This is a genomic window from Wolbachia endosymbiont (group A) of Hylaeus communis, from assembly GCF_947251915.1.
In the GTDB taxonomy this organism is placed as follows: Bacteria; Pseudomonadota; Alphaproteobacteria; order Rickettsiales; family Anaplasmataceae; genus Wolbachia; species Wolbachia pipientis.
This window is the reverse complement of sequence record NZ_OX366396.1, coordinates 1,209,555-1,235,939: the sequence shown is the minus strand read 5'-3', so window position 1 is coordinate 1,235,939 and position 26,385 is coordinate 1,209,555. Positions and strand designations below refer to the sequence as shown.

The following is a 26,385-nucleotide window of genomic DNA, read 5'->3' as shown; positions in this document are numbered from 1 at the left end:
AGGGGAAGTCGGACTGATTGATAGTACTCAGAATGTGGGAAAGCCACGTACAAGGGGAAGCGATCAGCAATATAGTAACTGGAATAGGGATTGCTATGCCAATACAACGGAGGTAGGAATAACATGCGATATAAACTAAACCAGATAGCAGTAAGAGCAAAGCAAGATAAGCGACTAAAATTCACATCGTTAGTCCATCTGATAAATACAGAGAATCTTGCGAGATGTTATAAAGAACTGAAGCGTAACAAGGCTTGTGGAGTAGATCAGATAACAGTGGAATCATACGGAGAAAATCTGAATGAGAAACTCGAAGTGCTAGTAGAAAGTATGAAGAGGAAGCAATATCAACCACAACCAGTAAAGAGGGTATATATACCGAAAGCTGGAAGTAAAGAGAAACGCGGACTCGGAATACCATCGACCGAGGATAAATTAGTACAGATTATGCTGAAGAAGATATTAGAAAATATTTACGAGGCAAACTTTCTGGACAGCTCATATGGATTTCGACCTGGAAGAAACTGTCATCAAGCGGTAAATGCACTAGATAAAGCAGTTAAGTACAAGCCAATAAACTACATTGTAGAAGTGGATATCAAGAAGTTCTACGATAATATACAGCATAAATGGCTAATGAGGTGTCTAAGGGAACGAATAACTGACCCAAATTTGCTGTGGTTAGTAAAGCGGTTTCTCAAGGCAGGGATAGTCGAAGCTGGAAATTATGAAGCAACAAAACAAGGTACACCACAAGGCGGTATAGTAAGTCCTGTATTAGCAAATATATACTTACATTATGTGTTGGATTTATGGATAGAAAAGAAATTTAAATCAAGATCCAGAGGATATATACAACAAATAAGGTTTTGCGATGATTTTGTGGTTTGTTGCGAAAGTAAGGTAGACGCGGAAGAATTTCTGGAATTACTGAAACAAAGGCTAAATAAATTTGGGTTGGAAGTATCTGAAAACAAGACCAGAGTAGTAAAGTTTGGCAAGAGGGAGTGGCAACGAGCGATAAGAGAGAAACGAAGGACGGAAAGTTTCAATTTTCTGGGGTTTACGCACTATGGTGCAAAAAGTCGTCGTGGTAGATTAATGATGGGACATAAAACCTCTAAGTTAAATCTAGCCAGAAAACTAAAAGAAATCAAGGAGTGGTTGAAAATAGTCCGCGGAAGTATTCGACTTAAAGATTGGTGGCAAGTACTGAAGGCTAAATTAACAGGACACTATAACTACTTTGGTATTAGCGGAAATTATTGGTGTTTGAAACAATTTTACACATCAGTAAGAAAGCTAGCATTTAAATGGATAAATCGGCGTAGTCAGAAAAAGAGTATGACCTGGGAACAGTTTGTACACTACGTAGAAGTAAATCCATTACCAAAGCCAAAAATACATTTTTCTTTATATGCATAAGAGGGACGACTGTGAAAACTAATATTGATGAGCCGTGTGCGGGAAATCTGCAAGCACGGTTCTTTAGGGGGAGTTGTAGTAATAAAACTCAAACGAGAGGAGTAAAGCTACAGCTTCTACCGAACACTAAAGAATTATCAAATGAAGCACCAATAATACTAACGTGGGTGCCAAGAGTACGTGGTGCATCTTTGCCAGATGGTAAGAATAGTGCTCTTAATTACTTGGATATAATAAAAAACCATAAGTTAAAAAATAAGGAGGAGAGGGACATATATTTGGTTATAAATGGCCCGGGATTTGAGCAGAATCAGATAGATGATTTAAAACGTGAACTGAAAGAAATTCAAGGAGTACACGTTGTAGACTTACACCAGTATGACTGGAGCGAAATAGATCAAAGGTGGAAGATAGATGGCAAGGATATCAGTATTAAGGATTTCTTTAAAAATATGTATGATATGACAGATGAACAAAGAACATATTTTGCTATTGAAATAGATACCTTTAGGTTAATTGCTCTTGCTCTTTCAGAAAAAATGACAGGACAGAAAGGTGCAATATATATAGACTTTGATGCTTTGAATAATATAAAAGACCATATAGGAAAAGATATAACGATTCCTAAAGGAATATTGTTAGGATCATTCCGCATATTTACTATGGTAACCCAAAACAATGATCTCATTGCGATAAGTAATCCAAGTGTAGCAATTAATATTTTATATGAGTATAAAGATAAATTATTAAGCCAAAAAGAAATTTATAATAAGGCTGTAAAATATGTGCAAGATGAAAAAGCAAAAAGTGTTGTTGTTTCAACACCTGTGTTTAGCACCTGGAAAGAACTAGGATGCACAGATGGAATAGAAAGGCTTCAGAGACAATTTATAAATCACGAAAAAATATGTAATGAGAAGCTTGAAATTTTAAGCAATGGTGGAATAGAAGCTCTATATAATTCGAATATAGTGGATGAAGCAGGTTTAAATCCAGCCCTGCTTCATACTATAAATATGGCCCGTAGTAACCCAGTTAATGGAGAAAAAAACCAATGGGAGCTAGTTGCTTTTGGAAAGAACAATGGTAACTATGCTGAGACAGTGTCTGGAGACCTATCTTGGACAAGAGGAGAAGATTTATACCATAAACAGATAGACAACAAGCTGGAAAGAGCAAAAGTGGAACATAGCCTTGGTGAACCACTAAAGGTAGTAAGTGAGGCAAATGTATCTTCTGTTGAAGACTTAAAGCTTAAAGTGAATAATCAAAGATAAGGTATTGAAATTCGTGCTTTTTATGATTTTAGTTTAAGATTTCAGTGTCCGCTACTCGAATGACATCGTTTACTATGTAACATTGTACTTATACTAATGAAAAAAATACATTATAATCAAGTATATTTAATCCAGTAAATCATTAAGTGAAAACAGCTCTTTCGCAAAATATCATCTCTCTTATTATGATATTGTCTGTAGCAATTGTCGATATGGCAACTGACCTATACTCAGTTGCACTACCAAGCATTGCCAATTATTTTAAAGTAGAAGGCAGTGTAGTGCAGCTTACAATTAGCTTAAATCTAGTTGGATTTGCGGTATCTGGCTTAATTTATGGTCCATTATCGGACCATTATGGTAGGCGTCCAATGATGCTGATTGGTATGACAATTTTTACTTTGGCAAGTGTCATGTGTTATATAGCCGACAGTATTGCGCTCTTGATACTAATTCGCTTCATACAAGGAACAGGGGCTGGTGTTGCAGGTGTTGTTGGGTATGCAGCAATAAGGGATATGTACTCGGGTAGTGAATACTCGAGAGTCATTTCAAAATTAAATATGGTTGTGGCACTCTCACCTGGAATAGCTCCAGTGGTGGGCAGTTATATAATTTCACATGGGTATAGTTGGAAATTTTTGTTTTTTATTATATCACTTGCAGCAATTGCTATACTTATTTTTATCTACTTTAAGTTACAAGAAACACTCACTGTAAATAAAAATGAAACCAGTATAACTAACATAACTACTAATATCTGCAAGCAATATATATCAATATTTAGAAATTATCGTTTCCTTGGGTTTTCAGCCATTCATGGATTAACTTTCATGTGGCTTTGGGCATACATTGCTAACTACCCGTTCATATTTGAATCGATGGGCATTGAAGTACAGTATTTTGGCTACCTCATATCGATCATAGTCATATTTTACATAATTGGAACTTTAATTAATAGAAGGTATGTACCAAAAGTAGGGGTTAGCAAAATGCTAATAATAGGTTTGGTGTTACCGATAATATCCGATAGTTTATTGGTATATTTTTATTTCGCGGACAAGTTGAATATATTAATTCTTCAAGTCGCCTGGATTCCAGCCAATATCGGACTTGCATTAATAATAAGCAATAACGTAACTTCTGCTTTAGAAACGATCAAAGGTATAGGGCTTGGTAGTGCAGTTCTCTCATTCTGCAATATGATGTTTGGGGCTATTGGAATATATATAGTAGGAAAATTTTTTCGCTATGGTATTTTACCAAATTTACTATTAACAATAGCATGCTCTACAATTGCAATTCTTATGTACAGCCAGCTCAAATATACTGAAAAACACAGGGAATAACCATTATTTGCGTGATCCAGAGCTCATGGGTTATTAATGACTTTATCATGATAATATAATTTTACAGGGGGTGAGAGCTCATAGATTATTAACGGCTTTATCATAACAATATAGTTTTACAAAGAGGTGTAGGATGAGTAGTTCACAAAGTAGAGATAATTTTTTTAAGGCTGTTGAAAGAGGTGATATTGATGCAGTAAACCGTCTAATAAGTGAAGGAGCAGATGTTAAGGTAGAAAATGATAAAGGAGAGACTCCTTTACATATTGCTGCTGTATGGGGCCATAAAGAGGTAGTAGAAGCTCTATTGGACAAAGGGGCAAATGTTAATGCAGAAGATGAAGAAGAAAACACTCCCTTAGTTTTAACTACTGACGAAGAAATAAAAACTCTATTACAAAGCACAGCTAAATTACTTGAGGTTGCTAAAAGCGGTAATATTCAGGAAGTAAACAGTCTAATAAGTGAAGGAGCAAAGGTTAATGTAAAAGATCAAGATAACAAGACTCCTTTACATTGGGCTGCTAAAAATGGCCATAAAGAGGTAGTAGACGCTCTACTGAAAGTAAATGGAATCAATGTTAATGCAACAGATTGGTCGCAAAAGACTCCTTTACATTTGGCTGCTGTAGAGAGCCATAAAGAGGTAGTAGAAGCCCTACTGAAAGTAAATGGGATCAATGTTAATGCAACAGATTGGTTGCAAGAAACTCCTTTACATTTAGCTGCTGTAAAGAACCATAAAGAGGTAGTAGAAGCCCTATTGGGAAAAGATGGAATCAATGTTAATTTACCAAATAACAAGAAAGATACTCCTTTACATTCTGTTCTTAAAAAGGACAACATAGATATAAATGTATTGAACGCTCTACTGGGAGCAGAAGGAATCAACGTTAATGCACAAGATGAATATGGCGAAACTCCTTTACATTTGGTTCTTAAAAAGGGCAATATAGACATAAATGTATTGAACGCTCTACTGGGAGCAAAAGAAATCGATGTTAATGCACAAGATGGAGATAGGGCTCCTTTACATTTGGCTGCTGAAAAGGGCCATAAAGATGTAGTAGACGCCCTACTGCAAGTAAAAGGGATCAATGTTAATGCAACAGATTGGTCGCAAAAGACTCCTTTACATTTGGCTGCTGTATGGGGCCATAAAGAGGTAGTAGAAGCCCTACTGCAAGTAAAAGGGATCGATGTTAATGCAACAGATCAAGATGGAAAGACTCCTTTACACTTTGCTGCTGAAAGTGGTTATCAGCAGGCGGTGCAAGCTCTATTGGATAAAGGGGCAGATGTTAATATAAAAGATAAAAATGAAAAAACTCCCTTAAATTTAGCTAAGGCAGAAGAAATAAAAACTCTATTGCAAAACGCAGAAAAAACTGATGATGTTAATCCAGTATTGCAAAATGATGAAGAAGAAAGCCAAGTTCCACAAAATGCTGCTTTATTTGAGGCTGTTGAAAGAGGTGATATTGATGGATTAAAGCGTCTAATAAGTGAAGGAGCAGATGTTAATGCTTTAGATGGAAACAGATTTACTCCTTTACGGCATGCTATTGCCAAAGGAAACAAAGATATGGTCTCGCTTTTAATTGATAGCAAAGCAGATGTTAATGTACAGTCTGAAACTGGACGCGCTCTTTTACATGTTGCTGTTGACGAAGCCAACAAAACGCAACCACTCGATACAAGCATAATAGAAGCTCTATTAAAAGTAGAAGGAATCAACGTTAATGCAGTAGATAAAGATGGAAAGACTCCTTTACATGAAGCTGCTAAAAGTTACAATCAGCAAATAGTAACAGTTCTATTAGAAGCAAAAGGAATTTATGTTACTCCACTAGATAATACTCGCAGCACTCCTTTAAATCTTGCCTCTCAACAAGGCAGGCAACATATAGTAAAAATTCTAGAAGAAACGCAAAAGGACATCGAAGCTTTGTATTCAGCCGTTAAAAGTGATAATTATGAGGAAGTTCAAAGTCTATTAAGTAAAAAAGTAAACGTTAATTCAATAGACAACGATGGAAAAACTCTTTTACATTTTGCTGCTAGAAAGGGCAATGTAGAAATAGTAAGAGCTCTAATACAAACAGGGGCAGATGTTAATATAGCAGATAAAGATGGAAGGGTTCCTTTATTTGAAGCTGCTTTCTATGGTCATAAAGATGCAACTGAAGTTTTATTAAATAATGGAGCAAAGGTTGATACAGTAATGGAATCACTTCTTCAGAGTATGATGGAATATAATTACAATAGTAGCCATAAAGATATAGTTAAAGCTTTATTAAACAAGGGAGCAAATGCTGATGCAGTAGATTCATATGGACATACTCTTTTGCATTGGGCTGCTAGAGAAGGTTATACGGATATAGCAGAACTTTTATTAGAAAAAGGAGCGAATGTTAATATACAAGATAACGATCTATGGACTCCTTTACATTTTGCTACAAAAAATAAAGTGTTTATGGGTTATGCAGATCGTCCAGCAAACGCCTCTGCGGAAACAGTAAAATTCTTAATAAAAAAAGGAGCAGATGTTAATATAGAAAATGAAGATGGAAATACTCCTTTCAAATTAGCCACTGATGAAGGAATAAAAACTCTATTGCAACCAGCAGAAAAATCTGATGATGGTTCAGCGGGTGGATCATCGACAGATAGTGAAGGGGGTCAAGAGGAAGAAAAACGAGTAGGTGATGATACTGAACTACAATCAGATAATAGCAAAGAAGGGGAAAAAACCAGCACCACCAGTGCAGAACAAGGAACTGGTGTAAGCAACGGTAGTCAACCTACTGGATCTACACAAAATAAGGGAGGACAAACCAGCACCACCAGTGCAGAACAAGGAACTGATGTACAAGACAACGATGTAGGTCCTGTTGCTTCCACAGAACCTGCACAAACAGAAGAACAGCCGAGCTCTTTTTTTGGTAGTTTGTTTAGTATACTTATGAAGCCTTTTTCATTAATTGCATCATTTTTTGGTGGTTTTTTTTCATGGTTGTTTGGGTCTGACGAAGAAAAGTCTGACACACAACCTTATGATGATTCTTCTTCACCTGGGGTCGATCAATCAGTTGAACAAAATAATGGTGATCATAATGACCAGAGCAATGTGATTTGATAGTGATCTTCTACCGGAAAAGGTGTCATTCCAGTGCGTGACACTTGTATCTTTATGATGTGAGGCATTAGAGCTAAAATACCTCACAGGGAGGGTGAAGCTGATGCGACACTAATGCCATTAAGCCAGATTTTGCTTCCCTCCCATAGAGTTAAAGACTGAACAGTATCTTTTGGAATTATATCCCGTATTACAAGGTTAGTCTAAACTCTCAGTTTATTTATAGTCTTGGAGGCAATTTTATGCAAGCATCGAACAGACGAAATCTGTCAAATCAGAAAGAAACACACAAATTTAAGTTTTTAGTAGTTTTCAAGTATAGTTGTACAGGGAGCGCCTTTGCAGTTATGACCGACATTTTCAATGGTGCCTAAGTGCCCGTATGCAAGCATGGTTTTGGAAGGAACGGTCAAATCATTGATGGAGTCATTTAGACTACCTCGGTTAGGAGATTGTACTATCAACCGTTCCAAGCTGAAGCGTTTCCCTATTACAAATTATATGTAGGAGTTACCATGAAAAAAGCAAAAAGTAAATTAGAAATAGTGAATCCTAATGCAGCAGGAATAGACATTGGTTCAGCTGTACACTATGTGTGTGTACCTGAAGGAAGAGATGAACAACGCGTTCAGAAATTTGGCTGCTTTACTGAAGACCTTCATAACTTAGCACAGTGGTTGAAAAAGTGTAAAGTTACAACAGTAGCTATGGAATCAACAGGAGTATATTGGATTCCTTTATTTCAAATACTTAAGTCATACAAATTCGAGGTAAGATTGGTAAATGCACGGCATGTAAAGAATGTACCTGGTAGGAAGTCTGACGTTCAAGATTGCCAATGGCTCCAACAACTGCATAGCTACGGACTGCTTCATGGATCGTTTAGGCCAGATAATCAGATGTGTGTATTGCGCAGTTACGTGCGGCAACGCAAAAATCTCACTGAAAGTGCATCTACACATATTCTGCGTATGCAGAAGGCATTAATTCAAATGAATATACAATTACACAAGGTTATTAGTCATATTACTGGGATAACTGGTATGAAAATCATTGAAGCTATAATTGAAGGCGAAAGAGATTCTGAAAAATTGGCAGAATTCAGGGACGTGCGAATGAAAAATGATCAGTCTACTATTGCAAAAGCGTTAGCTGGTGACTATAGAGAGGAACACTTATTCACGCTAAAGCAAGAATTTGAACTATATAATATTTATCAAGAAAAAATAGCAGAATGTGATAGAAATATTGAAGCCTATTATAAAACGTTTGAAACAAAGTCTTGTGAAAGCAAACAGCTAAGTAAGCAAAAGAATAAAAATAGCAAAAGTAAGCCAAGCTTTGCTTTGTATGAGGAACTGCACCGAATAACTGGTATGGATTTCACTAAAATTCCTGGATTTGATGTATTAAGTATACAAACCATAATTTCAGAAGTTGGTATAAACCATAGTAAATGGCCAACAGAAAAGCACTTTTCATCGTGGTTGGGACTCAGTCCTGCTAATAAAGTTACAGGGGAAAAAGTGTTTAACACAAGAACACGTAAAGTCATTAACCGTGCTGCAAATGCTTTGCGAATAGCTGCTCATTCTGTAGGAAATAGTAAAAGTGCGTTGGGTGCATACTACAGAAGATTGAAAAAACGACTAGGAGCACCAAAAGCAATAACAGCTACTGCAAGAAAAATGGCATGCATATTTTATAGTATGCTCAAATACGGACAGGAATATGTAGAAAAAGGAATGGAATACTATGAAACACGCTATAAAGATAGAACTGTAAAAAATTTGATCAAAAAAGCGAGCGAATTTGGCTACATATTAGTTCAACAAGAAGAGTTAGTTGAGTGAGTTTCTTAGGAGTAAATGCTATTTTGGGTGTGGATATTTCAAAAAAGAAATTTGATGTTTGTTAGTGGACAGTAAAAAACGACACAAAGTCTTTCAAAATAATCAAGATGGTTTTGCAAAACTTGTAGTTTGGTGCAATGGCCATGGAGCAAATCTTACTCATTTATGTCTTGAAGCAACTAGTTGGTATGGAGAAGATTTGGCTACTTTTATGCACGATTTAGGACATAATGTCAGTATAGTAAACCCAGAAAGCTTTTGGCAAAAGTGAGCTGCTCAGAAATAAGACAGATAAATCAGATGCAGCTATGATAGCTAGATTTTGTATCGCCAACAAACCTGCTCTTTGGAAGCCCATTGCACCTGAAATGAGGCATTTGAGGGAGCTTTACCGTTGCATGCAATCGCTAAAAGATGATAAGGTGCAACAGACAAATCGCTTGGAAAACAAAAATATGCATTCCAGTTGCAAAGAAGCTATATCTAAAGTAATTTTGGCAATAGAGGAGCAAATTATTGTTCTCGAAAAAGAAATTAATGAGCATATAAATAACTATCCACATCTAAAAAATATGGTGGAAAACCTTAAGACTATAAAAGGTATAGGATATCTTACTGCTGTTGCTGTTGTCGCAGAAATGCCATCAGTTGATAACTTTGACAATGCTAAACAATTTACAGCTTTTGCTGGTCTAAATCCAGGACATTATCAATCGGGATCGTCAGTAAGTAAGAGAAGTTGCATATGCAAAATAGGATCTGAGCGTATTCGAAAAGCTCTTTATATGCCAGCTATAGTAGTCAAAAACCATAATAATCATTTTCAAAAGTTTTGTCAGCGTCTAGCAAGTAAAGGCAAATGTCCAAAAGTCATAGTTCTTGCGTTAATGCGAAAATTAATGCATGTCTTTTTTGGTATTCTTAAAAATAATCAACCATTTAGAGGTTGTCCGGAAACAAGTAAATTCAAGCATATTCCCTCTTTAACATAACCCTACTCATAGCTAGGTATATGAAATTCTCAGTGGATGTTGTGAGTAAATCATACTCCTTCGATAGCCTTCTATTCCTATTAACCCAAGCAAAAGTCCTTTCTACAACCCATCTTCTTGGCTGTACTTTAAACCCTTGTTCTCTTGTTGGTAGTAGCTCAGGTGGCGTATCTTTGTGCACCCAAAATCTACATGGAGGCCTTTTAACAATTTCAATATCTATGTCATATTCTTCCTTTATGTGATTCTTTAAATTTCTTCCTTGGTATCCCATGTCAGCCCACATTTTTTTAACTTTAGTATATTTTGTTCTCATATTGTTTAATGCTATTTTAATACCATCTCTATCATTTTCGTTAGCAGCGCCTACGTAACAACCTAGTATAAAACCCTGAGTGTCTGTAATTATATGCCTTTTTCTACCCTTTACTTTTTTACTTCCATCATAGCCTTTGATCCCCCCTTTTCTGTAGTCTTTACAGATTGACTATCTACTATACAGGCACTCGGCTGCTCATTCCTTCCTATTTTTCTTCTACTATATTTTGTAATTTCATAATTCATTTTCTCAAAAATTCCCTGCTTCTTCCATTGCCTGAACTGCTCATACACAGTCTTCCATAGCGGAAAATCATTTGGTAAATACCGCCATTGACACCCTGTACGCAATACATAGAAAATTGCTTCTAATATTTCTCTTTTGCTATACTTTGGCGGCCTTCCTCCTTTCTTGTATGATACTCTGAAGTGTTTTTCTATTCTTGCCCATTCCCTTTCGCTTAGATCTGTTGGATACTTTTTTCTCATCTTTACCCCGTACTAAAATTTCAGATATTATAGCCTTTTACTTGTTTCCGGACAACCTCTTAGAGCTCTTTCCATAAAAGTCCGGATGTGATAGGATAAGGGTAGATGATGATAAGGAGGTTGAATGCCAGCAGCATATAGTTATGATTTAAGAAAAAAAGCAATGGAAGCGCTAGACGAAGGAGAAAGCAGAGAAACAGTGGCAGCAAGATTTAAGATTGGACGAACTACTTTATGGGAGTGGCAGCAAAGAAGAAAAGAAACAGGAGACTTTCAATCAAAAAAACTTGGAAATGGGGGTTACAATCACAAAATTACCGACTGGGATACCTTTGCCAAATTTGCCAGAGAACACGGAGGAAAGACTCTATCGGAAATGGCTAAACTTTGGAACAACGTTAGTATCCAAACGATCTATCGAGCCCTTAAAAAAATTGAATTTACGCGCAAAAAAAGACATATGGATACAAGGAAAGAAACGAAGAAAAACGTGCTGAATTTTTGAAAATTATAGCGACAAAAGAACCTAAAAACTTAGTGTATATAGATGAGTCTGGCATTGATAACACCGAAGACTACCCCTACGGATATTGCCAGAAAGGACAGCGGTTTTATGCCTTAAAATCTGGAAAGAAAACTCAACGAATCAGTATGGTTGCAGCCTTAAGTGGAAGAAAGATAGTTGTTCCGTTAACCTTTGAAGGCCACTGTAATATGGATGTTTTTAATGGATGGTTTGAGCAATTTTTGACACCGATCTTGGAACCTGGACAGACTGTCATTCTTGACCATACGCGTCAAGTTAAGGAAATAAAGGTATGAAAGAGATAGAATAATAAGGTATAAGTTCTCCCAGATATACTTTTAGTGAGAGAACCAATGAATAAAATAACTTGCTTATCAAAAAAGCTCAAAGAATTTTTTAATGAAAAAGCAGAGAAAATCTCAATTACAACAAGGTTTATAAAAAGAAAGAGAAAGCTAAAAGGTTCATCATTCGTAAAAGCCATGGTCTTGGGTAATATAGGAGTTGATAATTGTAGCGTAGAAACAATGTGTCAATTACTAAACGAGGACTCGATAGATATAACAAAACAAGGTTTGGATTTTAGATTTACTGAAGAAGCAGTGGAATTTATGAAAAGGATGTATAATGAATCTGTGGTTCTCTTTAAAAATATCTTGCAAGTTGATTGCAAAATCTTACAGCAATTTAATAGTGTTAAATTATTGGACAGTAGCTATATTACTCTACCTAACAGTATGGAAGAGATGTATAAAGGTTATGGTACTAGCTACAGTGGCTATGAAAGCAATACTAAGTCTGGAATAAAGTTACAATTAGTTTTCGATTACATGAATCAGATAATAGACCAACTTAATTTAACGGAGGGAATAAGATCAGACCAGGGATATAGGAAACATTTAAGTAATATATCAAGCAATGATTTGCTAATATCTGATCTCGGTTATTTTGTGCCAAGTTCTTTTAAACAAATCAATGAAATAGGAGCTTATTTCATAAGTCGTTATAAATCCGATACCAACGTATATGATGTAGAAACAAATCAAAAAATGGAGTTATTAGAATGTTTAGAGGATAAGTTATTTTTAGAAAACGAGGTATTGTTAGGAAAAGAAGCAAAAATTAGAGTAAGAATTATATGTCAGAAACTAACTGAAGAACAGTCTATAGCCAGAAGAAGGAAAGCTAATAGATTAGCAAGATCGCAGGGATATACATCCTCTAAAAGAAATCAAAAATTGTTGAACTGGTCAATATTTATAACTAATGTTCCAGAAAATAAAATTAGTGCTGAGCAAGTATTAACGATTTACAGAGTAAGGTGGCAAATTGAGTTATTATTTAAATTGTATAAAAGCCATATCAGACTTGATAAGCTAAAAGGAAAGCCATGCAGAGTATTATGTGAACTATATGCTAAATTGTGCGCAATTCTTATATTTCACGGCATAGTTGTTTGCACAGAAGTGAAAAAGAATACAGAACTTAGCTTAACAAAGGCATTTATTGAGCTAAAAAGGCGGGTTAGAGAGTTATTTTTAGTATTAACCAAAATTAATAGTTTAAAAGCATTTCTTAAAAAACTCACTATAACTTGGTCGCGATTTTCATTAAAAGACAAACGTAGAAGGGCTAGAGTATCCACTTTAACCTCTCTAAATTTGCTCACAATCTCTTAACTTGACGCGTATGATTTCTATCACATTCTGCTATTTTTTCTTGATAAATATTATATAGTTCAAATTCTTGCTTTAGCGTGAATAAGTGTTCCTCTCTATAGTCACCAGCTAACGCTTTTGCAATAGTAGACTGATCATTTTTCATTCGCACGTCCCTGAATTCTGCCAATTTTTCAGAATCTCTTTCGCCTTCAATTATAGCTTCAATGATTTTCATACCAGTTATCCCAGTAATATGACTAATAACCTTGTGTAATTGTATATTCATTTGAATTAATGCCTTCTGCATACGCAGAATATGTGTAGATGCACTTTCAGTGAGATTTTTGCGTTGCCGCACGTAACTGCGCAATACACACATCTGATTATCTGGCCTAAACGATCCATGAAGCAGTCCGTAGCTATGCAGTTGTTGGAGCCATTGGCAATCTTGAACGTCAGACTTCCTACCAGGTACATTCTTTACATGCCGTGCATTTACCAATCTTACCTCGAATTTGTATGACTTAAGTATTTGAAATAAAGGAATCCAATATACTCCTGTTGATTCCATAGCTACTGTTGTAACTTTACACTTTTTCAACCACTGTGCTAAGTTATGAAGGTCTTCAGTAAAGCAGCCAAATTTCTGAACGCGTTGTTCATCTCTTCCTTCAGGTACACACACATAGTGTACAGCTGAACCAATGTCTATTCCTGCTGCATTAGGATTCACTATTTCTAATTTACTTTTTGCTTTTTTCATGGTAACTCCTACATATAATTTGTAATAGGGAAACGCTTCAGCTTGGAACGGTTGATAGTACAATCTCCTAACCGAGGTAGTCTAAATGACTCCATCAATGATTTGACCGTTCCTTCCAAAACCATGCTTGCATACGGGCACTTAGGCACCATTGAAAATGTCGGTCATAACTGCAAAGGCGCTCCCTGTACAACTATACTTGAAAACTACTAAAAACTTAAATTTGTGTGTTTCTTTCTGATTTGACAGATTTCGTCTGTTCGATGCTTGCATATCACTGATGATGTTGTATCACTTTCATCAACAAAAACGGTGTTGGTGGTGCCACCACTAGTATTAGCATTTGCATCAAACGCAAAGGAGAGAATTAACGCCACAAGTAGAAGAAAATTTTTCATTACGCCTCCTATAATTTCTGTTTCATGTTTGATTATCTATCGCTTTGATTAAATTTAAGTAAATGGTGAGGGTTCTAGTAAATTTGTCATCCTATCAGTTTATAAAAATTCCCGGATCTCAGTGTTATTCACTTGGACAACATTTATACAATTGTGGAACAATGGTGCTCCTTTAAGAAGCACCGTTTAGCTAATGCTTTTCTAAATCTGCAGCGCCTATTTTTTACACGCTCCTGTACTTGTATCCCAGTTGGTACCATCAGGGCAAGCAGTTGCACCATTTTTACAAATCACACCGCCTGGTACTATTTTTGAAACAACTACAGGTGCACCAAAAAACACAGCAGTAAATGCACCGAGTGCAAAAAGCGCTGGCCACGGCATTCTGCCAAATATTGCAAGCAATGCTGCACCAATTATTACTATTGTGATCATCGGTCCACCTATGCCGTGAGTATAGCCTACTATTTTGCATATTGTGTTTGACGTTGCGTCATCAGTAACACTGCTAGCAAAAACATTATCAAATGCAAAGGAGAGAATTAAAGCCACAAGTAGAAGAAATTTTTTCATTACGCCTCCATAATTTCTATTTAACGCTGGATTATTCTTCACTTTGATTAAATTTAAGTAAACGGTGAGGATTTTTTTGCTTAAAAATATATTTGATTTCATTTAGAATACTTTTCTTGGTTCGTTTATATTACAGTGCTACAGAAATTTTACAGCATCGTTTATTGCCTTTATCGTGCTTTGATTGACACAATTTATAATGATGGAGTGGAGCACGCAGGGTATTTGTCATTTTTAATCCTGTTATCGATATTTCCTTTTCTCATCGTTTTAATGGCTGTGGCGTCAACATTTGCAAATTTTTTAGACCAGTACAACATTGGCTGGGTATTTATCATTGATAACATGCCACAGGATATTTTATCATCTTTGATGCCGCGTATTAGGGAGATAATATCAGGCCCGCCGCAAAGCTTACTAACTTTAGCAATTGTAGGTGCTGTTTGGACCGCTTCATCGACAATTGAAGGGCTTAGAACAATACTCAATAAGGCCTATAAAGTTCCGGTTTCGCCGCCTTATATATTAAGAAGAGTACTAAGTATATTACAATTTTTAGTAATCACGCTTATTATAACTCTAACTATAGTGTTCTCTACATTAGTGCCAATGCTAATTGATTTTTCCTATCAGGGACTAAGTTACACTAAATACCTACTCATTGAATTTGTACTTTTCACAGTAGTCTCTTGGCTATATTTTATGTTGCCAAACATAAAACAAAATTTATCAGACGTATTTCCTGGATCTTGTGTAGCTGTTATTCTTTGGACGATTTCTGCTTCAGCTTTTAAGCAATACTTAAAAGCTTCCTTTGACCAACTGGATTTGATATATGGAAGTTTAGGTGGTGTGGTAGTGTCATTACTATTTTTTTATATGCTAAGTTTGATTTTTATATATGGAGCAAAATTCAATTTTCAGCTAAAATATTTCAATGGATCTCGCTAAGGAGAAAGAAATGAGTAAGTTAGAAGGTAAAGTAGCTTTAATCACCGGAGCTTCAGGTGAAATAGGCTCTGCTGTTGCAAAAAGGTTTATAAGAGAAGGTGCATGTGTGATTCTGATTTCAAGATCTCTTGATAATCTCAAGCCACTATATAATGAAATTGAAGAGCTTGAAGAATTTAAAGAAGGCTCTGTGAAACTAATTCAGCTTGATCTTTTAGACTTTGAGAATGTAAAGATACTGACAAACATGATAGAAAGCCTGAAATTATCAGAATCTGGAGCACTTGATATATTAGTTGCGTGTGCTGGAATTTTAGGCAAACTGAACCCCATTCATGACTGTGAGATTGAAGAGCTACAGAACGTAATGAATACAAATTTTACTGCCAATTGGTACTTACTAAAAAACTTAGATCCAATGCTAAAAAAGTCTAATGCTGGAAGAGCGATATTCATGACCTCAGAAGTGACACTTTCTCCTTCCTCTTATCCATATTGGATGCCGTATGCTGCAAGTAAAGTTGCACTAGAAATAATGGTGCAGATATATGCATCTGAGACAAAACATACAAAATTATGTGTAAATGCTGTATATCCAGAAGGACCTGTGGGTAGTGAGCAGGCATTTCCTGGATCTGAATTGGTGTCACCTGATAAACTAACAGATAAATTTGTGGAATTAGCTTCTGAAGACTGCAGCATATCAGGAAAAATCTTACCGCTCAGCAAATCTCCCGAATAAATTACCATAGTATCTGCAAAGATACCGTTAAGCCCACAACTGTATGAACATTGTGATTTGAGAGTAATCTCCACTAGGAAGGATGTCATCCCAGTGCCTCTATGGTGTCATTCCAGTGCTTGACACTGGAATCTAGTCTTTATTATGCAGCCACTTATTTAGAGGTTGTCCGGAAACAAGTAAATTCAAGCATATTCCCTCTTTAACATAACCCTACTCATAGCTAGGTATATGAAATTCTCAGTGGATGTTGTGAGTAAATCATACTCCTTCGATAGCCTTCTATTCCTATTAACCCAAGCAAAAGTCCTTTCTACAACCCATCTTCTTGGCTGTACTTTAAACCCTTGTTCTCTTGTTGGTAGTAGCTCAGGTGGCGTATCTTTGTGCACCCAAAATCTACATGGAGGCCTTTTAACAATTTCAATATCTATGTCATATTCTTCCTTTATGTGATTCTTTAAATTTCTTCCTTGGTATCCCATGTCAGCCCACATTTTTTTAACTTTAGTATATTTTGTTCTCATATTGTTTAATGCTATTTTAATACCATCTCTATCATTTTCGTTAGCAGCGCCTACGTAACAACCTAGTATAAAACCCTGAGTGTCTGTAATTATATGCCTTTTTCTACCCTTTACTTTTTTACTTCCATCATAGCCTTTGATCCCCCCTTTTCTGTAGTCTTTACAGATTGACTATCTACTATACAGGCACTCGGCTGCTCATTCCTTCCTATTTTTCTTCTACTATATTTTGTAATTTCATAATTCATTTTCTCAAAAATTCCCTGCTTCTTCCATTGCCTGAACTGCTCATACACAGTCTTCCATAGCGGAAAATCATTTGGTAAATACCGCCATTGACACCCTGTACGCAATACATAGAAAATTGCTTCTAATATTTCTCTTTTGCTATACTTTGGCGGCCTTCCTCCTTTCTTGTATGATACTCTGAAGTGTTTTTCTATTCTTGCCCATTCCCTTTCGCTTAGATCTGTTGGATACTTTTTTCTCATCTTTACCCCGTACTAAAATTTCAGATATTATAGCCTTTTACTTGTTTCCGGACAACCTCTTAGAGCTCTTTCCATAAAAGTCCGGATGTGATAGGATAAGGGTAGATGATGATAAGGAGGTTGAATGCCAGCAGCATATAGTTATGATTTAAGAAAAAAAGCAATGGAAGCGCTAGACGAAGGAGAAAGCAGAGAAACAGTGGCAGCAAGATTTAAGATTGGACGAACTACTTTATGGGAGTGGCAGCAAAGAAGAAAAGAAACAGGAGACTTTCAATCAAAAAAACTTGGAAATGGGGGTTACAATCACAAAATTACCGACTGGGATACCTTTGCCAAATTTGCCAGAGAACACGGAGGAAAGACTCTATCGGAAATGGCTAAACTTTGGAACAACGTTAGTATCCAAACGATCTATCGAGCCCTTAAAAAAATTGAATTTACGCGCAAAAAAAGACATATGGATACAAGGAAAGAAACGAAGAAAAACGTGCTGAATTTTTGAAAATTATAGCGACAAAAGAACCTAAAAACTTAGTGTATATAGATGAGTCTGGCATTGATAACACCGAAGACTACCCCTACGGATATTGCCAGAAAGGACAGCGGTTTTATGCCTTAAAATCTGGAAAGAAAACTCAACGAATCAGTATGGTTGCAGCCTTAAGTGGAAGAAAGATAGTTGTTCCGTTAACCTTTGAAGGCCACTGTAATATGGATGTTTTTAATGGATGGTTTGAGCAATTTTTGACACCGATCTTGGAACCTGGACAGACTGTCATTCTTGACAATGCTACTTTTCATAAGTCTGATAAGATTATCGAGCTTGCTAAAGGGGTTGGTGCAGAAATTTTGTATCTGCCGCCTTATTCTCCAGATTTCAACAAAATTGAGCATCATTGGTTTGCTATAAAAAACAGAGCCAGGAAAAACATTCCTCTATTCGAATCCTTTCGTCGTGCTGTTGATTCTGCCTTCCTATGACCTGTTCGGACTATTATGAGAAATGCTATATATTTTGGTAAATCCAAATTATTTTAGCTATAAGAGCGTTTTACTTTTTGCTCAGCATATCCATCATAACTGGCTTACTTTTAGTGATTCATGGAGTTAAAAAAGTCAGCATTGCTCTTTGTTAAAAGTAGTTTGTCACGTAAAAATTCCATTGCTTCAACGGGTCCCATAGGATTGAGTATCCTACGCACCACCCATATTTTATTTAGTATAGCCTTATCAACTAATAGCTCTTCCTTCCTTGTTCCGGATTTTGTAATATCAATAGCTGGAAATATACGTTTATCAGAAAGTTTTCTATCAAGTATGATCTCAGCATTTCCTGTACCTTTAAACTCTTCAAAAATAACTTCATCCATTTTTGAACCAGTCTCTATAAGAGCTGTGGCGATTATAGTTAAAGAACCCCCATTCTCAATATTACGAGCTGCTCCAAAAAAGCGTTTTGGTCTCTGCAGTGCGTTTGAATCTACACCACCAGTTAGAACTTTCCCAGACGAAGGAATAACCGCATTATAAGCACGTGCAAGTCTAGTAATATTGTCAAGTAGAATTACCACATCTTTTTTATGCTCAACCATTCTTTTAGCTTTTTCTATTACTATTTCAGCAAGCTGTACGTGACGGTAAGCAGGCTCATCGAACGTAGAACTTACTACCTCACCTTTTACAGAACGTATCATATCTGTTACTTCTTCAGGTCTTTCATCTATAAGTAACACTATTAATTCTACTTCAGGGTGATTTATAGCTATAGAGTTAGCCATTTGCTGAAGCAATACAGTTTTTCCTGTGCGAGGTGGAGCAACTACTAACGCTCTTTGCCCTTTTCCAAGAGGAGCTACTATATCTATAGCACGCATGCTTAAGCCTTTTTTATCATCACCATTATTACACTCAAGTACTATGCTTTCCTCAGGATAAAGAGGAAGCAAATTATCAAAATGGACGTACTTTCTTAATTCACTTACTTCAGTAGAGTTTATACTTTGAACCTTAGTTAAAGTAAAATATCTCTCTTTATCACCAGGTGGCCTTATTTCTCCATATGCCATATCTCCTGTACGTAAATTAAACTTCTTTATTTGCCCGTTAGAAATATAAACATCATCGGTACTTGGGGCATAATTTGCACTTGCTGAACGTAAGAAACCAAAACCATCAGGCAATATTTCCACTATTCCACTCCCTGTGGTTATGCCTCCTTCTTCACTCATTTTTTTCATTAAGCTGAATATTATTTCCTGCTTTAGCATTCTACCATTGCTTTTACCGTTAGTTGAAATTTTTCTTTCTTCAGCTAACTCTAACAATTCTTCTGCTGTTTTCTCTTTTAATTCGCTCAGATCTAATGTTTTTCTGTTTTTCTCAGTACCTTCATTGACCATCTGTTTTACTGTATCGTTATTGTAAATTTGCTCACTTTTTTCAGGTTGAGCTGTAACCTTTCCTTTTGCCAAAACATCTTCATTGATTGTTGTCATAATCCTCCAAAAATTTTAATTGATGCTTACTAACCTAAAATGTGACTATAAGATGATAAATTAGGCTGAGTTAGTTTCAGTGCGTATTAAGCTTAATTATCATTAAACCCCGTACTTTACTTACATTATACTAATAAACACTAGCAAGTCAAGTTAATTTAATGTTAACAAAGCACAAAAATTTGAGGATTTTCAATAGCTATTCTTTATATTTTTTTAACCTTTCTTGCTTCTCCTCTTCTACTTTTGCTTTTTCCACTTCTGCTTCTAAATTTTCTTGACTACATAAGCCGAGTAGTACAGGATCTTGGGGTTTTATATTTTGCATGTTATGATGAGATCCATCTCTTACCTGCTCAACTGTGTAATTTGTTGTACTAATTAATTTAGCTATAACGTTATTGTCCAAGATAGGAAATTTTTTTACTAAATAATAAATCGCATCAGGTTTATCTCTACGTCTTGCCGTAGAGGCAAAGCCAAGAATGCTACCAATCGCTTTACTCCTTTTTTTTATATTTTTTATAATCAAATTTGGTACACGATTTGGATTTTTTTTGCAATCATCGATTTCTTTTTCAGTAATTATTCCAGAAATAATAGGGTTATATTTTTCTACTTCTATTTCCTCATCAGCTATGTCTTGTACTTCTTCAAGGGCCAATCTGCAACATTGTGCTATTTGATTAAAAGTTAAACCAGTGTTGTCTACTAACCAAGCAGCTATTTGCACTAGAAACTGTTTATTTCTATCGTTATTGCCCTTAGAAGATTCCATTGACATCAAAAAAGCATCTCCCATTTAAAGTATCCCTTACTGTTATACAGAGCTAAAATATAAACTATTAAAACTAAAAAAGCATTAATTTTGTCATTCAATAACTTTTTGTTTGTCACTTCCCACCTCTTAAGTTAATTAAATGCGCTTACCTTTAAGCATATTTCAAACAAAATATTTCCCCTTCCTAAGGTATAGTATAACTCAGTTAAACATATGTTCCTATTTAAGATTAGAGAGTTAAATTTTAAGTTAATATATTGTAATATTATATATATTAGCTAATAAAGCAACAGGTTTACAAGCATTAAATTATCACTATTCTATAATTAATCATTAATTAACTGGGTTTAAAATGAATGTTAAAAATTTTTTCACTAAAGTAACCGTTGTCCTTTTAGCTTGCTTGTTAATCTTCATGGGAATTGGCAACCTTTTATCAGGTGATGATGAAAAAGAAGAGGTAGCTAGGGTTGGAAAAGAAGTTATAACGTCAGATGAGTATAAATCACTATATCAAAATTATGAAAAGCAAATTTCTGGATCTGATGCGAGTAGAGAACAAGTAAAAAAGCTGAAATATGATTTGCTTAACGCACTTATAGAGCAAAAACTATTGTTTAACCTAACTAGTGAGCTGGGGTTGACAGTTGGAGAAGAATCTATAAAAAACCATATTAAAAACACCAAATACTTTCAAAATGATAAAGGTGAATTTGACAAAAATAAATTCTATGAAACGCTAAATGACCTGCATATGACAGAGAAAGAGTATATAGCAAAGCTAGAGAAAGTCCTGCCTGCAATGATGTTCATGACTTCATTATTTAAAGATAATTATCCAGTAACTTTTGGCGAGAAAATTGATGAGCAGATATACAAAAGTCGCTACCAAACTAGAGTAGTTGATATTGTTAAAATAACTGAAGATGCAGTTACAAACATTCCTGAACCAGATGATCAAGCCTTACTTGATTTGTACGAAAGAAATAAATCCCATTTTTATTATCCTGAGTATCGAACTGCGCAATATATTTCCCTAGGCCAAAAGTATTTTGAAGATCAAATCAAGATCTCAGATGAAGAAGTTGATGGTATAATAGAACAACAAGAACTTAAAAATCAAAGAGATATATTCAATGCAATATTTTCTACCAAAGAAGAAGCTGAGACAGCAAGAAGAGCATTTGAGGAGGGTAAAACAAGCTTTGAACAGATAGTAGAAGAGTTTGGCAAAGCAAAACTTGAGGAAACTAGAGTAAATAATATAACTAAGGATTTTTTACCAGAAGACGTGAGAGAGAAGGTATTTGCTCTTAAAGTAGGTGAAGTAAGTGAAGTTTTAGCAAGCAGTTTTGGTTGGCACATAGTAAAAGTGGAAAGTGCGCATCAAATCTCTGATGAAGACTTAGTTGATTTAAAAAAAGACATAAAGTCAGTTCTAACTAACCAAAAGTCTTTTGAAAGAGTCAATGATTTCATAAACCAAGTGAACTATAAGATATACAATGGTTCAGAAATTGAAGAAATATTGAGTGAATATAATTTACCTATACAAACTATTGGTCCAGTAGATGCGAGTGGAAAAGATCAAAGCGGTAATAACGTAGGAGATTCTGGTGATTTGATTTCTTTCATTTTTTCGCGAGAAAAGGATCAGAAAGGTTATTTTAAGGGCGTTGGGGACACCGTTGTTAGTGTAAAAATCGTCGATATCTTTCCACCCAAATTGCAAAGTTTTGAAGAAGGCAAGGCATTAGCGGTAGAGCTTTGGCGTAGTGAGTTTATAAAAGAAAGAATGTTTAAATTCGGGCAAGAGGTTGCAGTTCAACTAAGAGAAAAAACAGATTTGGAAGAAATTCAAGGTGTGGAATTAGTTAAAGGTCAGCAGATGCACCGCAATAAAGTGGATCAACAAAACTACCCCTTTTCTTTTGTAGAAGAGATTTTCAATATGAAAACAACTGGTTCAGTGACAGATCCTATTCAATACAATAATGAAATTATAATAGGTGTTCTAAAAGAAATGCATTCATCAAATGGCAAATTAAACACGCTTGACACCGGAAAACGTGTGATGATATCGCTAAAAGAGCAATTAATTAGCTATCTGGAATCAAAGTATAAAGTCGAAGTTAATCACGCTATACTTGATGATATATAATCAAAAATCTTATAAGCTGCTTCAAACGCATCCAGTGCCCAGACACACAACTGTACGAACATTGCGATTTGAGAGCAATCTTCACTAGAAAGGATGTCATCCCAGTGCCCAGACACTGGGATCCAGGAATTTTATTAAGTTGGTAAGCATAAAAGTAGCCGTTTTATGTTAAAATACAACGTTTTAATGATTAAAAAAAGCCGGATTCCAGTGTCAAGCACTGGAATGACACCATTTGCTGTGCAATTTACCTTCAAAAATGAATGTTCGTATAGCTGTGCGCCCGGCACTGCCCTACATTATTGGTAATTATATTATAAGGTGCAAAAGTTGTATAATTCATTTGACTTAAAACGGCTCATTGTATAAAATTGTGGCTAATATATGAATAAAGGTTAACATGGCAGTTAAAATAAGGTTGGCGAGGTTTGGCGCAAAGAAACGCCCTTTTTATAGGATAGTTGTAGCTGATTCACGAGCACCAAGAGATGGGCGTTTTATTGAGAAAATAGGACAATATGATCCAATGTTACCAAAAGACAATAAAAATCGTGTTGTGGTGAAAGCTGATAGATTAAAACATTGGCTAAGTGTAGGCGCGCAGGCAACTGAAAGAGTACTGTGGTTTATCAAAAAAGGCATAGTAACTTTAGAAACAGAACCAAAGAAAACAGAAAAGAAGAAAGTAGAGAACGAGAAAGCACAAGGGCAAGAGGCATAAGTCTCTTAAAATGCTAAATACTGATTTAACAAACAGCGATAAATTAGACGATATTGTATCTTCTGATTTGTCAGCTATGAATGACTTTGTCTTCAAAAATGTCAATGATGAAGATGCTAAGCTTGCTACTGATATTATATCTCATCTTGTTAGGTCAGGTGGAAAAAAAATAAGGCCTAAACTAGTTTTTATTATATGTAAAATGCTAAACTATTCTGGGGAGAATAGGATCAACGTTGCTGCATCGGTAGAGTTTATACACAATGCTACTTTACTTCATGATGATGTGCTCGATGAAAGTGAGGCACGCCATGGAGTTAAAACAGCGAATAAGATTTGGGGAAATAAATCAAGCATTTTAGTTGGTGATCTATTGTTGACTCTAGCATTTAGATGGCTTATAGAGTGTGGAAATTTAAATATTCTCTCTATTTTATCTAAAGCATCGCATTTACTTGTGAAGGGTGAAATAAAGCAGATGACAGCACGCTTTGACCCCCACACAGTCAGGGAAAATTATTTTGATATCATTGGAGAAAAGACAGCATCTTTATTTTCTGCATGCTGTGAAGCTGCATCAACAGTATCTGGTGCAACAAATGACGAAACAGAGAGGCTAAAGAATTTTGGTTTTAATTTTGGTATGGCATTTCAAATAGTTGATGATATGCTCGATTATACTGCTAATCAAGGCACTTCTGGAAAGCAAGTCGGAAAAGACTTTTTCGAAGGTAAAGTCACCTTACCTGCTATTATAGCATACGAAAAGGGCAGTCCAGCAGAGCAAAAATTCTGGGAAAAATGCTTTTCTTCAGCTAGACACAATTTTGACCAAGCATTACACTATATTAATCACCATAATGCCATTCAGCTTTCTATGGAAAAAGCTAGACACTACATTAATATGGCACAAAATGATATTAGTACTTTTTCTGATTCTTTTTATAAAACTACTTTAATTAACTTTTTAAATGCGAGCATAGAAAGACGAATGTAGCTGGCGCTTGATATTTTCAGATTAATTGTTATATATTTATTAGATTCTTAAGGGTAATGATATGTCAGATAGCAGTAAGGAGAAAAAGAAGAAGTTTGCTGATATGGTAAGTAGGCAGAAAGGTGACGATCAACAAAGTGATAACCATAAGCAAACTGATGATTTAAATGAAGATCTCAATACATTAAAAGAACGTGCAGTTCAGCTTGAAGATCATTTACGCCGTGCTGTTGCAGATAATGAAAACGTCAAACGTATAATGCAAAAGCAAATTAGCGATGCAAGTGACTACGCAGTCACAAAACTTGCACGTGATATGATCGACTCGTGCGACAATTTAAAAAGAGTAATGGAAATTTTGAAAGACGGTGATCCTGTTCATGAGGGGATTAAAGTAGCTTATCAAAAAATTATAAATGATCTAAAAAAACATGGAATAGAGGAAGTAGATCCACTTGGTGAGCTTTTTGATAGTAATTTACACCAAGCTGTTGTGGAAAGAGAAGACAATGAAAAAAAGCCTGGCACCATTGTAGAAGTACCACAAACTGGTTATACTATCAAAAATAGGTTGCTCCGTCCTGCAATGGTTATTCTTTCTAAGAAATCTGCTGATTGTGGAAGCGATTAGCATGAGGTAAATGTATAATGACAAGTATTGTCTTTTCAGGTATCCAGCCAAGTGGCGTACTACATTTAGGTAATTATCTTGGTGCAATCAAACAGTGGATAGACTTACAGGATAAATACAAATCTCTTTTTTGTATTGTCGACCTACACGCAATCACAGCAAATAAGCTTCCCGCAAGTGAATTAAAAAGTAATATTTTCAAAACAGCAGCAGCTTATATTGCATGCGGAATAGATACAGAAAAGTCCATTATTTTTAGTCAGTCCACAGTTAGTGGTCATGCAGAACTGGGCTGGCTGCTTGGATGCTATACACCAATTGGTTGGCTTAATCGCATGACTCAATTTAAAGATAAAGCTGGCAGCGATAAACAAAAAGCCTCTCTTGGATTATATAGTTATCCAGTACTTATGGCTGCAGATATATTGTTGTATCAAACTAAATACGTTCCTGTTGGTGATGATCAAAAACAGCATTTGGAGCTTGCACGTGATATTGCATCAGCTTTTAACAATCATTATAAGCTGGATTATTTCATCGTACCTGAAATCTTAACTTTGGATTGCACATCAAGGATAATGAGCTTAAGGGATGGCACAAGCAAGATGAGTAAATCTGATCCTTCAGAACATTCGTGCATTAACCTTGATGATACGGATGACTTAATTGTCAAAAAAATAGAAAAAGCAAAAACAGATTCAATTCTAGGCTTTGCTACTTTAAAGTGCCGACCAGAAATAAGCAATTTGATAAACATTTATTCAGTGCTTAGTAATGTAAATGCGGAAAAAGTATGTGAAGAAGTGAACAAACATGACATGAAGCACTTCAAAAAAGAGTTAGCTGATTTAATTATCAGTGTTATATCACCCATACGTGAGAAAATGAATGATCTTTTAAAAGACCAATTCCATTTACATGAAATATTAAAAAAAGGCACAAAGAAAGCAGCAGAAATTGCAACCCATAATATAAAAGAAATCAAGGATATTATTGGATTTGCTCAATATCTGTAAGGTTCCAAAGTGTGATGGTGCGAACCGTCATACCGCCGCGGTATCTCAGCCGCTAACACGTAGCGGGATGACGGTTTTTCAAATTGTCGGTAAATCTAAGTCAGTT

At 35.6% G+C, this 26,385-nt stretch carries 17 protein-coding genes and 6 pseudogenes; 16 read left to right on the top strand and 7 right to left on the bottom strand.

The genetic code is table 11. The features are described from left to right. Window positions 1–123: 123 nt before the first annotated feature. The 6 genes and pseudogenes from ltrA (at window position 124) to OPR52_RS07915 (ending at window position 10,035) form a co-directional block, all read left to right on the top strand. Window positions 124–1,425 carry a group II intron reverse transcriptase/maturase gene (gene ltrA / locus OPR52_RS06095; RefSeq protein WP_265037833.1) on the top strand — a complete coding sequence of 434 codons (1,302 nt, stop codon included), beginning with the start codon at window positions 124–126 and terminating at the stop codon, window positions 1,423–1,425. Window positions 1,426–1,577: 152 nt separating this feature from the next. Next, window positions 1,578–2,702 (top strand): hypothetical protein, encoded by a 1,125-nt coding sequence (locus OPR52_RS06090; RefSeq protein WP_406833389.1) that lies wholly within the window; start codon window positions 1,578–1,580, stop codon window positions 2,700–2,702. 146 nt (window positions 2,703–2,848) lie between these two features. Next, window positions 2,849–4,051, top strand: coding sequence for a multidrug effflux MFS transporter (locus OPR52_RS06085; RefSeq protein WP_458694293.1), 1,203 nt, complete (start codon window positions 2,849–2,851; stop codon window positions 4,049–4,051). 133 nt (window positions 4,052–4,184) lie between these two features. Beyond that, window positions 4,185–7,190 carry an ankyrin repeat domain-containing protein gene (locus tag OPR52_RS06080; RefSeq protein ID WP_265038012.1) on the top strand — a complete coding sequence of 1,002 codons (3,006 nt, stop codon included), beginning with the start codon at window positions 4,185–4,187 and terminating at the stop codon, window positions 7,188–7,190. A gap of 515 nt (window positions 7,191–7,705) precedes the next feature. Further along, window positions 7,706–9,043, top strand: a complete 1,338-nt coding sequence (locus tag OPR52_RS06075) for an IS110 family RNA-guided transposase (RefSeq protein WP_265037784.1) — start codon at window positions 7,706–7,708, stop codon at window positions 9,041–9,043. Further along, window positions 9,040–10,035 (top strand): annotated as a pseudogene (locus OPR52_RS07915) (IS110 family transposase). The gene OPR52_RS06075 and the pseudogene OPR52_RS07915 overlap by 4 nt, the downstream one beginning before the upstream one ends. On the opposite strand, the pseudogene OPR52_RS06060 reads toward OPR52_RS07915, so the two are convergent. Next, window positions 10,010–10,842: pseudogene (locus OPR52_RS06060) on the bottom strand (IS5 family transposase). The pseudogenes OPR52_RS07915 and OPR52_RS06060 sit on opposite strands and share 26 nt — an antisense overlap. 124 nt (window positions 10,843–10,966) lie before the next feature. Here OPR52_RS06060 and OPR52_RS06055 point away from each other — a divergent pair. Next, window positions 10,967–11,661, top strand: a pseudogene (locus OPR52_RS06055) (IS630 family transposase); the annotation flags it as partial. A 60-nt stretch (window positions 11,662–11,721) separates the two neighbouring features. Beyond that, the gene (locus OPR52_RS06050; RefSeq protein ID WP_265037763.1) at window positions 11,722–13,047 is read left to right on the top strand and encodes an IS4 family transposase; all 1,326 of its coding nucleotides are present in this window, start codon (window positions 11,722–11,724) and stop codon (window positions 13,045–13,047) included. 13 nt (window positions 13,048–13,060) lie between these two features. On the opposite strand, the pseudogene OPR52_RS06045 reads toward OPR52_RS06050, so the two are convergent. The 3 genes and pseudogenes from OPR52_RS06045 to OPR52_RS06035 form a co-directional block, all read right to left on the bottom strand. After that, window positions 13,061–13,792, bottom strand: a pseudogene (locus OPR52_RS06045) (IS110 family RNA-guided transposase); the annotation flags it as partial. Between the two features lie 266 nt (window positions 13,793–14,058). Next, window positions 14,059–14,190: pseudogene (locus OPR52_RS06040) on the bottom strand (TrbC/VirB2 family protein); the annotation flags it as partial. 216 nt (window positions 14,191–14,406) lie between these two features. Then, a complete protein-coding gene (locus OPR52_RS06035; protein WP_264723088.1) occupies window positions 14,407–14,763 on the bottom strand; it encodes a TrbC/VirB2 family protein in 357 nt (118 codons plus the stop codon). 135 nt (window positions 14,764–14,898) lie between these two features. Between OPR52_RS06035 and OPR52_RS06030 the strand changes: the two genes are divergently transcribed. Both OPR52_RS06030 and OPR52_RS06025 read left to right on the top strand, forming a co-directional pair. Next, the gene (locus OPR52_RS06030; protein ID WP_264723087.1) at window positions 14,899–15,714 is read left to right on the top strand and encodes a YihY/virulence factor BrkB family protein; all 816 of its coding nucleotides are present in this window, start codon (window positions 14,899–14,901) and stop codon (window positions 15,712–15,714) included. Next, entirely contained in the window at window positions 15,701–16,456 is a 756-nt protein-coding gene (locus OPR52_RS06025) for an SDR family oxidoreductase (RefSeq protein WP_264723086.1), read from the top strand. Before OPR52_RS06030 ends, OPR52_RS06025 begins: the two co-directional genes overlap by 14 nt. A gap of 185 nt (window positions 16,457–16,641) precedes the next feature. Here OPR52_RS06025 and OPR52_RS06020 read toward each other — a convergent pair. Beyond that, window positions 16,642–17,474: pseudogene (locus OPR52_RS06020) on the bottom strand (IS5 family transposase). Between the two features lie 124 nt (window positions 17,475–17,598). Between OPR52_RS06020 and OPR52_RS06015 the strand changes: the two are divergent. Further along, a protein-coding gene (locus tag OPR52_RS06015) for an IS630 family transposase (RefSeq protein WP_265037751.1) occupies window positions 17,599–18,458 on the top strand; the annotation gives its coding sequence in 2 pieces (ribosomal slippage) (window positions 17,599–17,923 and window positions 17,923–18,458; 861 coding nt in all). 110 nt (window positions 18,459–18,568) lie between these two features. Here OPR52_RS06015 and rho read toward each other — a convergent pair. Beyond that, window positions 18,569–19,972: a transcription termination factor Rho gene (gene rho / locus OPR52_RS06010; protein ID WP_007549497.1), complete on the bottom strand. Its 1,404-nt coding sequence runs from the start codon at window positions 19,970–19,972 to the stop codon at window positions 18,569–18,571. A gap of 199 nt (window positions 19,973–20,171) precedes the next feature. Beyond that, the gene (locus OPR52_RS06005; RefSeq protein ID WP_010082495.1) at window positions 20,172–20,774 is read right to left on the bottom strand and encodes a cell cycle transcriptional regulator TrcR; all 603 of its coding nucleotides are present in this window, start codon (window positions 20,772–20,774) and stop codon (window positions 20,172–20,174) included. A gap of 331 nt (window positions 20,775–21,105) precedes the next feature. Between OPR52_RS06005 and OPR52_RS06000 the strand changes: the two genes are divergently transcribed. From OPR52_RS06000 to trpS, 5 genes are all read left to right on the top strand, one after another. After that, a complete protein-coding gene (locus tag OPR52_RS06000; RefSeq protein WP_265038007.1) occupies window positions 21,106–22,914 on the top strand; it encodes a peptidylprolyl isomerase in 1,809 nt (602 codons plus the stop codon). Window positions 22,915–23,314: 400 nt separating this feature from the next. Further along, the gene (gene rpsP / locus OPR52_RS05995) at window positions 23,315–23,635 is read left to right on the top strand and encodes a 30S ribosomal protein S16 (protein WP_006279266.1); all 321 of its coding nucleotides are present in this window, start codon (window positions 23,315–23,317) and stop codon (window positions 23,633–23,635) included. Window positions 23,636–23,645: 10 nt separating this feature from the next. Next, the gene (locus OPR52_RS05990; protein WP_010962840.1) at window positions 23,646–24,632 is read left to right on the top strand and encodes a polyprenyl synthetase family protein; all 987 of its coding nucleotides are present in this window, start codon (window positions 23,646–23,648) and stop codon (window positions 24,630–24,632) included. A 61-nt stretch (window positions 24,633–24,693) separates the two neighbouring features. Then, on the top strand, window positions 24,694–25,263 hold the full coding sequence (locus OPR52_RS05985) for a nucleotide exchange factor GrpE (RefSeq protein ID WP_264722924.1): 570 nt from the start codon (window positions 24,694–24,696) through the stop codon (window positions 25,261–25,263). Between the two features lie 17 nt (window positions 25,264–25,280). Continuing rightward, the gene (gene trpS, locus OPR52_RS05980) at window positions 25,281–26,279 is read left to right on the top strand and encodes a tryptophan--tRNA ligase (RefSeq protein WP_006280207.1); all 999 of its coding nucleotides are present in this window, start codon (window positions 25,281–25,283) and stop codon (window positions 26,277–26,279) included. The last annotated feature ends 106 nt before the right edge of the window (window positions 26,280–26,385 follow it).